General features: G+C 67.3%; 16 protein-coding genes. 11 read left to right on the top strand and 5 right to left on the bottom strand.

Going from position 1 to position 14,722, the window contains the following annotated elements; all coding sequences use genetic code 11:
- The first annotated feature begins 70 nt into the window (after nt 1-70).
- From C7402_RS39085 to C7402_RS39045, 9 genes are all read left to right on the top strand, one after another.
- Nucleotides 71-1,279, top strand: coding sequence for an ABC transporter substrate-binding protein (locus C7402_RS39085; RefSeq protein WP_372460579.1), 1,209 nt, complete (start codon nt 71-73; stop codon nt 1,277-1,279).
- 98 nt (nt 1,280-1,377) lie between these two features.
- Nucleotides 1,378-2,250: a branched-chain amino acid ABC transporter permease gene (locus tag C7402_RS39080; RefSeq protein ID WP_116614347.1), complete on the top strand. Its 873-nt coding sequence runs from the start codon at nt 1,378-1,380 to the stop codon at nt 2,248-2,250.
- An 18-nt stretch (nt 2,251-2,268) separates the two neighbouring features.
- The gene (locus C7402_RS39075) at nt 2,269-4,053 is read left to right on the top strand and encodes a branched-chain amino acid ABC transporter ATP-binding protein/permease (RefSeq protein WP_112177584.1); all 1,785 of its coding nucleotides are present in this window, start codon (nt 2,269-2,271) and stop codon (nt 4,051-4,053) included.
- Nucleotides 4,037-4,741, top strand: coding sequence for an ABC transporter ATP-binding protein (locus tag C7402_RS39070; protein WP_116614346.1), 705 nt, complete (start codon nt 4,037-4,039; stop codon nt 4,739-4,741). The genes C7402_RS39075 and C7402_RS39070 overlap by 17 nt, the downstream gene beginning before the upstream one ends.
- A 130-nt stretch (nt 4,742-4,871) precedes the next feature.
- Nucleotides 4,872-5,417 (top strand): 2,4'-dihydroxyacetophenone dioxygenase family protein, encoded by a 546-nt coding sequence (locus tag C7402_RS39065; RefSeq protein WP_112177586.1) that lies wholly within the window; start codon nt 4,872-4,874, stop codon nt 5,415-5,417.
- Between the two features lie 10 nt (nt 5,418-5,427).
- The gene (locus tag C7402_RS39060) at nt 5,428-6,456 is read left to right on the top strand and encodes an NAD(P)H-quinone oxidoreductase (protein WP_372460580.1); all 1,029 of its coding nucleotides are present in this window, start codon (nt 5,428-5,430) and stop codon (nt 6,454-6,456) included.
- Between the two features lies 1 nt (nt 6,457).
- Nucleotides 6,458-7,225 (top strand): SDR family oxidoreductase, encoded by a 768-nt coding sequence (locus tag C7402_RS39055; protein ID WP_208949074.1) that lies wholly within the window; start codon nt 6,458-6,460, stop codon nt 7,223-7,225.
- Nucleotides 7,222-8,385, top strand: coding sequence for a glycerol dehydrogenase (locus C7402_RS39050; protein ID WP_116614344.1), 1,164 nt, complete (start codon nt 7,222-7,224; stop codon nt 8,383-8,385). Before C7402_RS39055 ends, C7402_RS39050 begins: the two co-directional genes overlap by 4 nt.
- A 15-nt stretch (nt 8,386-8,400) precedes the next feature.
- A complete protein-coding gene (locus C7402_RS39045) occupies nt 8,401-9,426 on the top strand; it encodes a LacI family DNA-binding transcriptional regulator (protein ID WP_116614343.1) in 1,026 nt (341 codons plus the stop codon).
- A gap of 17 nt (nt 9,427-9,443) precedes the next feature.
- On the opposite strand, the gene C7402_RS39040 is transcribed toward C7402_RS39045, so the two are convergent.
- Nucleotides 9,444-10,184: a response regulator gene (locus C7402_RS39040; RefSeq protein ID WP_112177590.1), complete on the bottom strand. Its 741-nt coding sequence runs from the start codon at nt 10,182-10,184 to the stop codon at nt 9,444-9,446.
- The gene (locus C7402_RS47515) at nt 10,147-10,395 is read right to left on the bottom strand and encodes a hypothetical protein (protein WP_133254632.1); all 249 of its coding nucleotides are present in this window, start codon (nt 10,393-10,395) and stop codon (nt 10,147-10,149) included. The genes C7402_RS39040 and C7402_RS47515 overlap by 38 nt, the downstream gene beginning before the upstream one ends.
- Nucleotides 10,396-10,746: 351 nt before the next feature.
- Between C7402_RS47515 and C7402_RS39035 the strand changes: the two genes are divergently transcribed.
- Nucleotides 10,747-11,115 (top strand): cupin domain-containing protein, encoded by a 369-nt coding sequence (locus C7402_RS39035; RefSeq protein ID WP_112177592.1) that lies wholly within the window; start codon nt 10,747-10,749, stop codon nt 11,113-11,115.
- Nucleotides 11,116-11,162: 47 nt separating this feature from the next.
- Here the strand turns inward: C7402_RS39035 and C7402_RS39030 are convergent, their stop codons facing one another.
- Genes C7402_RS39030 through C7402_RS39025 form a run of 3 tightly spaced genes read right to left on the bottom strand, consistent with a single transcriptional unit; the run spans nt 11,163 to nt 13,599 of the window.
- Nucleotides 11,163-12,485, bottom strand: coding sequence for an ATP-binding protein (locus C7402_RS39030; protein WP_112177593.1), 1,323 nt, complete (start codon nt 12,483-12,485; stop codon nt 11,163-11,165).
- Nucleotides 12,482-12,679 carry a hypothetical protein gene (locus tag C7402_RS46575; protein WP_133254631.1) on the bottom strand — a complete coding sequence of 66 codons (198 nt, stop codon included), beginning with the start codon at nt 12,677-12,679 and terminating at the stop codon, nt 12,482-12,484. The genes C7402_RS39030 and C7402_RS46575 overlap by 4 nt, the downstream gene beginning before the upstream one ends.
- Complete coding sequence (locus C7402_RS39025; protein ID WP_116614342.1) at nt 12,676-13,599, bottom strand: LysR family transcriptional regulator; 924 nt, start codon at nt 13,597-13,599, stop codon at nt 12,676-12,678. The genes C7402_RS46575 and C7402_RS39025 overlap by 4 nt, the downstream gene beginning before the upstream one ends.
- Before the next feature lie 138 nt (nt 13,600-13,737).
- Between C7402_RS39025 and C7402_RS39020 the strand changes: the two genes are divergently transcribed.
- Nucleotides 13,738-14,721, top strand: a complete 984-nt coding sequence (locus tag C7402_RS39020; RefSeq protein ID WP_116614341.1) for an aldo/keto reductase — start codon at nt 13,738-13,740, stop codon at nt 14,719-14,721.
- Nucleotide 14,722: the final 1 nt, after the last annotated feature.

Here is a 14,722-nt window from a genome sequence, read left to right as displayed (position 1 = left end):
CTGCCGGAATTTTTTTACCAACAAAAATGAAGCGCTTCAAATTTACCCTTCATCCCCAAGGAGACAAGCTGTGCTTACGACCCTGAAGCGCGCGACCGTCGCGCTGGCCTGCTTATCCGCGCTCGGCGCAACCGCGGCGCACGCCGGCGAAGTCAAGATCGGCGCACTGTTCCCCTTTTCCGGCGGCATGGCCCTGCTGGGCGACGAGAGCTTTCGCGGCGTGGAACTCGCCGTGGACGAGCGCAACGCGGCAGGCGGCATCAACGGCGACAAGATCGTGCTGGTGAAGGCCGATGCGGTCGATGCGAACCAGGCAGTGGGCGAAGCACGGCGTCTGACCTCGGTGGAAAACGTCCAGGCGATCTTCGGCAGCTATGCTTCGTCGGTTTCGACTGCGGCGACCCAGGTCACCGAACTGGCCGGCGTGCCGTACTTCGAGCTTGGCGCGGTGGCGGACAGCATTACCGACCGCGGCTTCAAATATCTGTATCGCAGCAACGCCACGGCGAAGAACTTCGCGCAAAGCTCGCTCGAAGCCGTGACGAAGGTCATCGCTCCGCAGCTCAAGGTCGATCCGAAAACGCTGCGCATTGCGATCATCGCGGAAGACGGCCCCTACGGCTCGATGGTCTCCGGTTTCCAGAAGGAAGACGCGAAGCGCCTCGGTCTGAACGTGGTGCAGGTGCTGCCGTATTCGGCCAAGGCGGTCGATCTCTCCTCGCTGATCTTGCGCCTGAAGGGCGCCAACGCCGACATCGTGCTACAGACGTCCTACCAGAACGATTCGATCCTGTTCATGAAGCAGGCCGCACAGGCGGGCTTCAAGCCCAAGGCCGTGGTGGGCGCGGGCGGCGGCTACTCGCTGACAGACACGGCAAAGGCGCTCGGCAATCTGATGAACGGCGCCTATGACGTGGACTTCCCGCAAATCTCGATCAACGAGAAGGGCGCGCCGGGTCTCGCCCAGTTCACGGCCGACTATCAGAAGCGTTTCGGCACGCCGCCGCGCTCGGGCCACAGCCTCGTGAACTACGTCGGCGCGAAGGCGTTCCTCGACGCGCTCGCCGCAGCGAAGTCGACCGACAAGGACAAGATCCGCGCCGCCGTGCTCGCTTACGGCAAGCCGGCCGGCTCGACGGCGGCAGGCTGGGGCTTCCGGTTCGCGCAGAACGGCCAGAACGAACTCGCCACCACCAACGTCATGCAGTGGCAGAACGGCAAGCTCGTGACGGTGTATCCGGAGAACGTCGCGAACGCTCAACCGGTCGCCGCGCACTGATCGCCGCCGCCGTGGGCGCACCGCCGCCCCGGTCTTTCCCCCACCGCAATACGCCGCCCGCTGCGCGAACACGCAGCGGCGGCGTCAGGGAAACGCGAATGTCCATCTTTCTCCAACTTCTCGTCAACGGCCTGCTGCTCGGCGGCGCTTACGCGATCATCAGCATCGGCCTCACGCTGATCTTCGGCGTCGTGCGCGTCGTGAACTTCGCGCACGGCGAACTGCTGATGATCGGCATGTACGCCGTGTGGATGCTTGCCCAGCATTTTGGTTTGCACCCCTACGTTTCGGCGATTCCCGCCGCGATCCTGCTGTTTGCCATTGGCGCGCTGATCCAGCAGTTCATCATCCAGCCGCTGCTTTCCGCGGACGCCCATATCCAGATCTTCGCCACGGTCGGCATCTCGACGGCGCTCATGAATCTCGCGTTGATGATCTTCGGCGCCGATGTGCACCCCGTCGACGTGACCTTCGGCACCACGTCGCTCGAATTCGGCGGCATCAATGTGGTGAGCGGACAGCTCATCACGTTCGCGGTCGCGCTCGTCGTCGCGCTCGGGCTGCATCTGTTCCTGCAACGCACCTATACGGGCCGCGCGTTTCGCGCCGTCGCCCAGCATCGCTACGCGGCCTCGCTCATGGGCGTGAACGTGAAGGCCACCTACGTGCTCGCGTTCGGCGTGGGCTCGGCGCTGGTCGGGCTGGCTTCGGGGCTGCTCGCCGCGCAGTACCCGGTGTTTCCCACGGTGGGGCAGTACTTCGTGCTCACCGCGTTCGTCATCGTGGTGCTCGGCGGCCTCGGCAGCCTGCCCGGCGCGCTGGTCGGCTCGATGTTCATCGGCCTGATCGACAGTCTGGCGGGCTACTACATTTCGCCGGACATGAAGGAAGTCGTGTATTTCGCGATCTTCCTCGTGATCCTCATCCTGCGTCCGACCGGCCTGTTCGGTCTGGGTCGCGGCTCCGAATAAGCGAACCAGCGAGGCCTCATGTTCCCCAATCTGCTGCACCCGCGCGCATACGTCGGCGTGCTCGCCCTCCTCGCGCTGCTGGCCGTGCCCTTCGCGCTCCAGTCGCCCTTCGCCTACCACCTCGCCGTGCAGGTCTGCGTGTTCGGCGCGCTCGCCACCGCATGGAACATCGTGGGCGGCTATGCCGGCCAGCTCTCGCTCGGCCATGCGGTGTTCTACGGCATCGGCAGCTATACGGCCACGCTGCTCGTGATCCACTTCGGCATCACGCCGTGGCTCGGCATGTTCGCGGGCGCGGCCGTATCCGCCGTGGCGGCCGCCGTGATCGCGTATCCGACCTTGCGTCTGCGCGGCCCGTTCTTCTCGCTCGCCACCATCGCGTGTCTCGAAGTGTGCCGGCTGCTCACGGTGCACGAGGAAGACTGGACCGGCGGCTCGGCCGGCCTGAACCTGCCGCTGAACATCGGCCTGAAGTGGATGGTGTTCCGCGAAAAGTGGGCCTATCTGCTGATCGCCTTCGGCTTTCTCGTGGCGACGCTCTGGGTGGCCTGGCGCATCCGCCGTTCGCGCTTCGGCTTCTATCTGATCGCCGTGCGCGAACGTGAGGATGCCGCGCGCGCCGTGGGCGTGAACGCCGTGCAGGCCAAGCTCGCGGCGGCCGTGGTGTCGGCGGCGCTCACCAGCATGATTGGCTCGTTTCACGCGATGTACCTCACGTTCATCGACCCGTCCGCGGCATTCTCGCTCGAACTCTCGATCCAGATCGCCATGTTCGCGCTGATCGGCGGCCTCGGCAGCGTGGCGGGCCCGCTCGCCGGCACCGTGCTCGTGCTGCCCGCGGCGGAGCTGGCGCGCGGCTGGCTCAGCGCCTTCGGCAACGGTACGCATGGCTTCGTGTACGGCGTCGTCCTCGTGCTGGTGGTGCTGTTCTTCCCGCGCGGCCTCGCAGGTCATCTCGGCGCGCGCGTGCTCAAGCTGATCGACCGGCTGCCGGGCGCACGCGAGCGCGCCCTGCCCGCCGCGCCGCAAAGCGCTGCCGCGCACAGCGCGCCGCGTGGCGAGCCGCTGCTCGTGGCCGAGCATCTGATGAAGCGCTTCGGCGGCCTCACCGCCACCAACGACGTTTCCATCACGCTGCACGCGGGCGAGATCCTCGGTGTGATCGGCCCCAACGGCGCGGGCAAGACCACGGTGTTCAACCAGCTCTCGGGCTTCATTCGCCCCGACGAAGGCGTGGTGAAGCTGCGCATGCCGGACGGAAGCTGGGCGCGGCCGGGCACACCGAATGCGTTCGCGCTGGCGGGGGTGGGCCGCACGTTCCAGATCGCGCAGCCGTTCTCCGGGCTCTCCGTGCTGGAGAACATCATGCTCGGCGCGTTCATGCATACCCGCGATCACGGCGAAGCCGAAGCGATTGCGCGCGAAGTGGCGCACACCACCGAGCTGAGCGCCCTGCTCGACGTCGAGGCGCGCAGCCTCACGGTGGGCGGCATGAAGCGCCTCGAAGTCGCGCGGGCGCTCGCCACGCGGCCGCGCGCCCTGCTGCTCGACGAAGTGATGGCGGGCCTGAATCCATCGGATATCGTGCGCTCGATCGACATGGTCAAGCGCGTACGCGACACGGGCGTAGCGGTGCTGATGATCGAGCACATGATGCAGGCCACGCTCGCGCTCTCCGATCGCATCGTCGTGATCAACGCGGGCAAGATGCTCAAGGAAGGCAATCCGGCCGACGTCGTCAACGATCCGCAAGTCATTGAAGCCTATCTGGGCAAGGGGTATCGCGATGCTCAAGCTGCATAACGTCACCGCCGGCTACAACAAGAGCGAAGTGCTGCGCGGCGTGTCGCTCGAAGTCAACGCGGGAGAAATCGTCACGCTCGTCGGCGCCAACGGGGCCGGCAAGACCACCACGCTCAAGACGCTGTGCGGCGTGGTGCCCGCGCGCTCGGGCAGCATCGAGTTCGACGGTCGGCCGATCACGGGCAGGACGCCGCATCAGATCGTCGATCTCGGCATCACGATGATTCCCGAAGGCCGCCAGCTCTTTCCCTTCCTCACCGTTCACGAGAATCTCGTGATGGGCTCGTACAAGCGGGCGGCGCGCGTACAACGCGAGGCGCGGCTCGACAAGGTGCTCGAACTGTTCCCGCGTGTGCGCGAGCGCCTTGCGCAGCACGCAGGCTCGCTCTCGGGCGGCGAACAGCAGATGGTCGCCATTGCGCGCGGCATGATGGCGGACCCCCGGCTGCTGATTTTCGACGAGCCCTCGCTCGGCCTGTCGCCGCTGCTCGTCGAGCAGATGTTCGAGGTGGTGCGCACGGTCGCGCGCAGCGGCGTGACCGTGCTGCTCGTCGAACAGAACGTTTTTCATACGCTCAAGCTCGCCGATCGCGGCTACGTGCTGGAAAACGGCACCATCGCGCTCTCGGGCAGCGGAGCGGAACTGCTGGAAAGCCCGCACGTGCGGCGCGCGTATCTAGGGCACTGAGTGGGGCACAGGGTTGGCACTGAGCGCGTGCGCCGCGCCGCCGACCTCAACAACCGTTTTTTCAGGCCGATCCGTCGGCATCGATCGAAGCACACACTGAAGCACACATTGATAACCTAAGGAATCCTCCATGAATACGACCGTCAACGCCAACAAGCCCGATGAACAAGTCGTCGCCTATCAGCTCCCGCAAGCGCCCTTCATGTCGAAGGATCTGGTGCACGGCGGCGTGCTGACCGACTGGCTCGAAGATGACAGGCTCTGGGTGCCCTCCACCGCCACGGTTTCGTTCAAGCCGCTCGTGCTGAGCGCGAGCCAGGGCTATTACGTGAACCTGCTGCGCGTGCGCGGCAGCGGCGTGGTTTCGCGCCATCGCCATAGCGGCGCGGTGCATGCGATGGTGCTCAAGGGCCGCTGGTACTACCTCGAACACGACTGGGTCGCCGAGCAAGGCGGCTATGCGTTCGAGCCGGCCGGCGAAACCCACACGCTGTTCGTGCCCGAAGACGTGCCCGAAATGATCACGTGGTTCCACGTGACGGGCGGCTACACCTACGTCGATCCTCACGGCGTGGCACAGGGCTACGAAGACGTGTTCACGAAGATCGAGACGACGAAGAAGCACTACGAGTCGATCGGTCTTCCGCCCGAAGCACTCCTGAACATCATTCGCTGAGGGAGGCGCCATGACGGTGACCCTTGCGGCGACCATGCCCACCATGCCCACCATGCAATACGTCGACCACGGCGCGGGCGGCGACGCGGCCTGCATGACGCTCGCCACGCGCGAGCGGCCCGCGCCCGGCCCCTCGGAAGTGCTGATCGAAGTGGCCTATGCGGGCGTGAACCGGCCCGATGTGTTGCAGCGCTCGGGCAGCTATCCGCCCCCGCCGGGCGCCTGCCCGCATCTGGGCCTCGAAGTGTCGGGCCGCATCGCGGCCGTGGGCGACGGCGTGAGCCGCTGGAAGGTCGGCGACGCGGTATGCGCGCTCGTGCCGGGCGGCGGCTACGCGCAGTACTGCGTGACGGACTCGCGCCACTGCCTGCCCGTGCCGCGCGGCCTCACGCTGCTCCAGGCGGCCGCGCTGCCGGAGACGTACTTCACGGTGTGGACCAACGTGTTCGAGCGCGGCCGCCTCGCGGCGGGCGAAACCGTGCTGATTCACGGCGGCTCGAGCGGCATCGGCCTGACCGCGATCCAGCTCGCGAGCGCCGCCGGGGCGACGGTGTTCGTCACCGTCGGCAACGAGGCGAAGGCGAAGGCTTGCCTCGAAGCGGGCGCGCATCACGCGATCCACTACCGCGACGAGGATTTCGCGGATGCCGTAGCGCGGTTGACCGAAGGACGCGGCGTGGACATGATCCTCGACATGGTGGGCGGCGACTACATCGAACGCAATCTGAAGTCGCTCGCGCTCGAAGGGCGTCTCGTGCAGATCGCGTTCCTCGAAGGCAGCCGCGTGACCCTCGACGCCATGCCGATCATGCTCAAGCGGCTCACCTTCACGGGCTCGACGCTGCGCGCGCGCAGCGCGGAGCAGAAGGCGGCGATCGCGCAGGCGCTCGAAGCGAAGGTCTGGCCGATGCTCGAACGCGGCGAGGCGCTGCCCATCATCCATCGCGTGCTGCCGGTCGCCGAAGCCGCCGACGCCCACCGGCTCATGGAGTCGAGCGCGCACATCGGCAAGATCATGTTGAATATCGGAGATCAGTGACGTGCAACATCAAGAACGAGTCGTCCTGGTGACGGGCGGCGCCGGCAACGGCGGGATTGGCGAGGCGATCGTGCGCCGCTACGCAAACGATGGCGCGGCGGTGGGCATCGTCGACCGCGACGCGCAATTGGGCGAGGAGCTCGCGCGCGAGTTGAGCGCGCAAGGCAAGCGCGTGCATTTCGCCTGCGCCGACGTGGGCGAGTACGAGGCATGCGAGCGCGCCACGCGCGAGATCGAGGCCGCGCTCGGCCCCATCGACACACTCGTGAACAACGCGGGCATCTCGCCGAAGCACGCGGGCAAGCCCATGCCGATCTGGCAAATGGACGCGAGCGAGTGGCGCAAGGTCGTCGACGTGAACCTGAACAGCATGTTCAACCTCACGCGCCTGATCGCACCCGGCATGGTCGAGCGCCGCTTCGGCCGCATCGTGGCGATGTCGTCGGTTGCGGGCAAGGCGTATCTCGACATCGTGGCCGCGCACTACGCGACAACCAAGGCCGCGCTGATCGGCATGACGCGCCATCTGGCCGGCGAACTCGGCCCGTACGGCATCACCGTCAACGCGCTCGCGCCGGGCCGCATCAATACGCCGATGGTGCGCGGCGTGGCTCCCGAGGCGAACCAGAGCGTAGTGGACGTCACGCCGCTGCGCCGCCTCGGCACGCCCGACGAAGTCGCGAAGGCCTGCCTGTTCCTGAGCTCGGACGCCGCCAGCTTCGTGACCGGCCAGGTGATCGACGTCTCCGGCGGATGGCTGATGACATGAGCGCTGCAACTGAAACGACAGCGGGCGCGTCCGCGCCCCCGTGGCGCACGATCGGCTTTCCCGGGCGCTATGTGCAGGGCCCCGGCGCGCTCGCCGCGCTTGGGCCCGTGCTGGCCGAATTGGGCGCGCGCCGCGCGTGTACAATTCTGGACGCTTCGGTGGCGGCCACCCTCGCACCGGCCGTGGACGCCACCCTGGCCGGGGCCGGCGTGTCCAGGACCCGCGTGGATTTCGCGCACGAATGCACGGCCGCGACCATCGCCGCGCTAACCGAGGCGGCGCGCGCCTTCCAGGCCGACGCGATCGTGACGATCGGCGGCGGCAAGGCGATCGACTCGGCCAAGGGCGCGGCGCGCGCGCGGCGCCTGCCGATCGTCGTCTGCCCGAGCGCGGCGTCGAGCGACGCGCCCACGAGCCGCCTGATCGTACGCTACGATGAGCAGCACCGCGTGGCGGGCGTCGACATGCTCGCGCGCAACCCCGACGCCGTCATCGTCGACACGGACGTGATCGCCCGTGCGCCGAAGCGCCTTTTCGCAGCCGGCATCGGCGACGCGCTCAGCAAGTTCTTCGAGGTCGCGCAGTGCGAGCGCGCGCAAGGCACGAACGGATTCGGCACGCGTGCGCTGCCCACCGCGTTGCGCATGGCCGCGCAAACACGCGAGACCCTGTACGCTGCGGGCGCGCAGGCGTGGCGCGACGTAAGCGAAGGCCGCCTGACCGAAGCGGTCGAGCAGGTCGTCGAGGCAACGGTGCTGCACAGCGGCATCGGCTTCGAAAGCGGCGGTTTGTCGCTCGCGCATGCGCTGATCCGCGGCTTGACGGCGGTGCCCGCGATGGCCGCTAATCTGCATGGCGAACTGGTGGCGTTCGGCACCCTGGTTCAACTGTTCGTTGAAAACGCACCGCAAACGGAGATCGAACGATTGGCTACGCTACTCGACGCTGTCGAACTCCCGCTGACGCTCGCGCAGCTCGGCCAGCCGGCGGCGCTCACGCGGCAACAGGCGGCAACGCTCGCCGACGCGACACTCGCGGCCAGCTATAGCCGCCATATGACGCCGCCGCTCACGGCGCCACGCCTGCTGGAGGGCCTCGCGCGCGCCGACGCGTTCGGCCGCGCATGGCGCGCCCGCGTCGACCCGGCGCGATCTCACTAACCCAACCGGAGCGCCATGACTTCACGCCGCGCCACGCTTTCTGATGTCGCCCGCCTCGCGGGCGTTTCGCTCGGCAGCGCCTCGCGCGCGCTTTCCGTGCCCGAGCAGGTCAAGCCCGCCACGCTGGAAAGCGTGCAACGGGCCGTGGAGCAGCTAGGCTACGTGCGCAACGGCGCGGCCCAGGCGCTGGCCTCGCGGCGCACGCGCATGGTCGCCGCGATTTACCCCACGCTCAACAACCCCGTCTACGCCGACTCCATCCAGTACCTCCAGCAGACGCTCTGGGACCATGGCTACCGGCTGATGATCGCGAGCCACGAGTACAAGCACGTGCGCGAGAGCGAGGTGCTGCGCGGCATCGTCGAGCGTGGCGTCGACGGCCTCGTGCTCGTGGGCACCGACCATGGCGACGACGTGTTCGATCTCGTGCGCCAGTACGACATCCCTTATGTGCTGACATGGTCGCTCGACGAAACGCGCTACGCGCATTGCGTGGGCTTCTCGAACTACGACGCCGCGTACCGGCTGGCCAGGCGCGTGATCGCGCGCGGGCATCGGCACATCGCCCTGTGCACGGGCGTGGCCGACGGCAACGAGCGCGTGCGGGCCCGCGCGGAAGGCACACTCGCGGCGATGCAGGAGGCCGGCATTGCGTTCCATCCGGAATGGCGCGTGGAAGTGCCCTTTTCTTTCGAAGGCGGGCGCGAAGCGCTGCGGCGTTTGTGGGATGCGCGCGAGACGCCGCCTGGCGTCATCATCTGCGGGACCGACCTCCAGGCGGTCGGCGTGCTCGACGCCTGCCGCTCGCGCGGCATTGCCGTGCCGCATCAGCTTTCGGTGACAGGCTTCGACGACATCGAGCTGGGACAGCTCACGACGCCGCCGCTCACCACGGTGCACGTGCCCGCGATCGATATCGGCGTGCGGGCGGCGCGCCACGTCGTGGCGCTGATCGAAGGCAAGGCGGTCGGCGCCGAGTTGGCGCTGGAAGCGCCGGTGATCGAGCGCGAGAGTCTCGGCAACGCGCCGCAAGCGCGCTAGCCGCCTGCGGCCCTCGCTTACTCCCCCTCGCCCGCATTCACCGCAGCCGAAAACACATACCCCTCGCTGCGCAACGTCTTGATATAGCGCGGCTCGCGCGCCTCGTCGCGCAAGCGCTGGCGCAGGCGGCTCACGAGCAGGTCGATCGAGCGGTCGAACGCGTCGGCCTGGCGGCCTTGCGTGAGGTTCAGCAACTGGTCGCGCGTGAGCACGCGTTGCGGATGATCGAGAAACACGCGCAGCAGCCGGTACTCCGCGCCGCTCAACGCCACGATCGTGCCTTCGGCGTCGAGCAGATGGCGCGCCGTGGTGTCGAGCCGCCAGTCGCCGAACGCGAGCAACTGGGCCGACTCGCTCACCTCCATGCCGGGCGGCAGCATGCGCGCGCGGCGCAGCACCGAGCGGATGCGCGCGAACAGCTCGCGCACCGCGAAGGGCTTGGGCAGGTAGTCGTCGGCGCCCATTTCCAGGCCCACGATGCGGTCGGTTTCCTCGTTGCGCGCCGTGAGCATCACCACGGGCACGGCGCGGAACTTGCCCGCGCGCAGTTCGCGGCACAGCACGAGGCCGTCGTCGCCGGGCATCATGAGGTCGAGCACGATCAGGTCCGGCGCCCCGCTTTCCAGCACGGTGCGCATCTCGCGCCCGTTCGCGGCAAGCGACACGCGCATGCCGTTCTTTTCCAGGTAGGCGCCGACCAGTTCACGTATGCCGCGATCGTCATCGACGATCAGCACGTGATCCATCTTTTCCGTCATGAGTTCTTGTCTCCTTGCGCCCTGTGCGTGAGCGGGTTTCCACGATGCACGAACAGTACACCGGATGCACGATCTCCGCAGCCAGTCCGCTTGCCGCGAAGAAAAGAATGGCGAGTACGCGCTTCATGCGTCCCGCGCCAGGGAAATCGGGTGAAACGTGTTCATGCCGCCGTGCTTGCGAGGCCCGCGCGCCGTGATCCGCGGTGATCATTTTGCTCTCCGTTCAATCGAGGTGATGCCCTGCTTTATAGCCCAGGCCGCGCGCGGCGCCGTATCGCTCTGTATCCGCCAGGCGCGCAGACACAAGACATTGCATGCGGCGCGCGATTCTCTACACGCTGCCCCATTCGGGGCCACAATGTGCGTTGATGCACATCCGGCACGCCGCCTGTCAAACTGAAATCGACCTGAAATGGCCGGCAATGCCGCTTGCCGGCCGCCGCCGGGCCGGCATCTTTTATGCTGGTTGTCAGGCGCGGGCCATACCGGCGGCAAATACGGCGGTGATGAAAACGGCGGTGACAATTACGGCCGTGGCGAAAACGGCTCCAGGAGGTCTCCCATGAAATGTCTGCGCATCTATGCCGACGCCGAGGGCGAGTCGCATTTCGAGGACATGGATATTCCCCTCACGCCGCTCGAGCTGTTTCCCAACATCCCGCCCATCTATCTTTCGACGTGGGAACCCGCGAAGTCGGTGCGCTTCGGCTGGGTGCCGGCGGGCCTGAAGGAGGCCGACTGGCACACCACGCCAGTGCGCCAGTTCGTGATCTGGATGACCGGCTGGGTCGAGTTCGAAACCAGCGACGGCGACACGCGCCACTGCGAGCCGGGCACCGTCGTGCTGTGCGAGGACACTGTGGGCAAGGGTCATCGCTCGCGCCACCCCGACGAAGGGCAGTTCAACGTATTCATCCCGCTCGCTTCGTGAACGCAACCCGGCACGCGCCAGGCACGAACCCGGCACGAAGGCGTCACTCACGCCTTGCCCGCGCCGGCCAGCACGAGCCGCCCTTCCAGACCGCCTTCCGGGCGATTGCGCAGCGTGAGCTGCGCGCCCATCGCCACGGCCAGCTGGCGCGAGATCGCGAGGCCCAGCCCCGTGCCGCCCGTGCCGCGATTGCGCGACGTTTCGAGCCGGTAGAACGGCTCGAACACCTTTTCGAGCGCGTCGTCGGGCACGCCGGGGCCGCTGTCGAGCACGGAAATCGTGACTGTCTTGTCCCGCGCCGACTCGCTCACTTCGATAGCCGCCGTGCCGCCGTACTTGAGCGCGTTGTCCACGAGATTGCCGACAATGCGCCGCAGCGCCTGCACCCGCGTGACGATCGCCACGTTCAGGCGGCGCTCGAAGGTCACGGGCGAGCCCGCATCCACGTAATCGCACACGAGGCTGTCGAGCAGCGCGTCGAGATCCACGCGCGCGGGCGCTTCGCCGGTGCCGTGCAGCGTGCGCGCGTAGGCCACGCCTTCTTTCACCAGTTGCTCCATCTCGTGCAGATCCTGCGCGAGCTTGCCCGCTTGCGCGTCGTCGTCCATCTGGTCCACGCGCAGGCGCATGCGCGTGATCGGCGTCTGCAAATCGTGCGAGATGGCCGCGAGAATCTGCATGCGCTCGGCCACGTGCGCCGATATGCGCTGCTGCATCGCGTTGAACGCCCGCGCCGCGCGCGCCACTTCGGAAGGCCCCTCTTCCTCCAGGCGCTCCGCCTTCAGGTCGGGGCCGAGCGCGTCGGCCACGCGGGCGAGTTCATGCAGCGGCCGCGTGGCGGTTCGCACCGCGAACCAGCAGCACACCGCCAGCACGACGAGCTGGGCGACGAGCACGGCCGGCAGCCAGCCCGATAAGGGCAGCGCGGAACCGGGGCGATAGTCGATGGTGAGCGGCGCGCCATCCGACAGCCGCAGGTGGATCTGCAAGCGCTCGCCGTTGCCGGGCACCGAGTTGGTCGTGAGCGCGTACTTGTCGGCGAGGCCCGCCGCGATGGCCGACGCCACCGTGCGCGAACGGCTTGCGTCGGGCGGCTCGCCCGGCGTGCCGGGACCAAGGATGAAGCTGTAGGTGCGACGTGCGAGCTGGGGCAGCCACGCCGCGCGCCCGGCCGCGGGCAGATGGTCGAGCAGCGCCACGGAAATGGCGACTTCGCGCGAGATGTAGTCGGTCATCATGTTCGCGGTGGCGTCGTTGCGCTCGGTCATCGTGAGCGTGAACGACATCACCTGCGCGAGCGCGAGGCCGACGCAGAGAATCAGGGCGAGGCGCGCGAATAACGTGCGCGGCCAGTGCAGCGCCGCGCTCATTGCCGCACCGCCGCAAGCGGTGCGCGGCGGTGGGCCGCAAAACCTTCGGCGAGCATGTTCGGGCTCCGTGTGCAGGGAATGCTGGGTTTATACCGCATGCCGCGAGATGTTTTGTATCCCACTGTATCGGCGCGGGCGCGGGACACAAAATATTGCAGGCCGGTCCGGTTTTGCCGGGTTTCGTGATGGTTCATGGGCTCGCGCGCGCCTGCTGCGGCGCGGTCTCGGCCCACTCGCGCACGGCCTGCGCGAACAGGCGCAGCGCGGCGGGCGGATGACGGTTGGCCGGATAGTAAAGGCAGAGCCCCGAGAACACCGGCCCCCACTCGGGCAGCAGATGCACGAGGCGACCCGCGGCCACGTCCTCGGCCACGAGCGTGTCGGGCACCCAGGCCACGCCAATGCCCGCAAGCGCCGCCTCGACCATCAGGTTGAGATTGCCGAGCGTGAGCGGGCCGTCCACGTCGATGCTGGCGCTTTTGCCGCCATGCGCGAAATCCCAGCGAAACAGCGCGCCGCTCTCGAAGCGAAAACGGATACAGCGGTGCCGCTCCAGGTCGTGCGGCGCGCCTGGCGGCGCATGTTGCGCGAGGTAGCCGGGCGAGGCCACCGCGCCAAAACGCATGTCCTGCGTAAAGCGGATCGCGATCATGTCGCGCGGCACGTCTTCGAGCACGCGCACGCCCGCGTCGAAGCCCCCGGCCACGATATCCACGAGCCGCGACTCGACCACGAACTCCACGCGGATCTCCGGGTAGCGGGCGAGAAACCCCGGCAGCACATGGTGGATGAGCGGGCGCGCGCCCGACTCCGAGGCGCTGATGCGGATCGAGCCCGAAGGCCGGTTGCCGGCCGTCGCCACGTCGTTGACGGCGTCTTCGAGGTCGGCCATGGCGGGGCGCACGCGGTTGAGCAACTGCTCGCCCGCCTCGGTCAGCGCCACGGAGCGCGTGGTGCGGTTGAACAGGCGCACGCCGAGCTTCGCCTCCAGGTTGCGCACCGTATGACTGAGCGCGGAAGGCGACACGCCCAGGACGCGCGCCGCGCCGCTGAAGCTGCGCTGCTCGGCGATCGTCGCGAAGGCCGTCAGTTCGGATAAGCCAGTGCGCACCATTTATGAATTTTCCTCAATACCTCATGCAAGTTTAGCGGGATTGTTGAGCGCCATACAGCAACCTACACTCTGTCGGGTAGACGGCGGCGCCTGCGTGAACGGCGCGACCGCCCATCCAACCCCTGAAAGGAGCAAGACATGCAAAAGCGCACACTCGGCAAAGGCGGCCTCGAAGTTTCCGCACTGGGACTCGGCTGCATGGGTTTGAGCTTCGGCTACGGGCCCGCGACCGAAAAGGCCGATGCGATTCGCGTGATCCGCACGGCGTACGAGCGCGGCGTCACGTTCTTCGACACGGCCGAAGTCTATGGGCCCTTCGTCAACGAAGAACTGGTCGGCGAGGCGCTCGCGCCGTTTCGCGACCAGGTGGTGATCGCCACGAAGTTCGGCTTCCAGGACGGCGACTCGAAGAAGCCGATGGACAGCCGCCCCGAGCGCATCCGCGCCGTGGCCGAGGCGTCCTTGAAGCGCCTGAAGACCGACCGCATCGACCTGTTCTACCAGCACCGCGTCGATCCGAACGTGCCCATGGAAGACGTGGCGGGCACGGTCAAGGATCTGATCAGCGAAGGCAAGGTCAAGCACTTCGGCCTTTCCGAAGCGGGCGAGCAGTCCATTCGCCGCGCGCACGCCGTGCAGCCCGTGGCCACGCTGCAAAGCGAATACTCGATGTGGTGGCGCGAGCCGGAACAGAAGGTGATGCCGGTTCTGGAGGAACTGGGCATTGGCTTCGTGCCGTTCAGCCCGCTCGGCAAGGGTTTTCTGACCGGCGCGATCGACGCGAGCACGTCGTTCGACAAGAGTGACTTCCGCAACATCGTGCCGCGCTTCTCCGAAGAGAACCGCAAGGCCAATGCGGCGCTGGTGGACGTGCTCGGCCGCCTGGCCGACGGCAAAGGCGCGACGCGCGCGCAAATCGCGCTCGCCTGGCTGCTCGCGCAAAAGCCGTGGATCGTGCCGATTCCTGGCACGACGAAGCTTTCGCGGCTCGAAGAAAACGTGGGTGCGGTCAGTGTCGAACTGAGCGCCGCCGACCTCGCCGCCATCGAGGCCGCGCTCAAGGCGATCCAGGTGGTGGGCGAGCGCTACCCGGCGCAGATGCAACAGCGCGTGGATCGCTAGG

It is taken from the genome of Paraburkholderia unamae (genome assembly GCF_003096875.1).
GTDB classification, from domain to species: domain Bacteria; phylum Pseudomonadota; class Gammaproteobacteria; order Burkholderiales; family Burkholderiaceae; genus Paraburkholderia; species Paraburkholderia unamae.
This window is presented reverse-complemented; position numbering and strand designations above follow the sequence as displayed.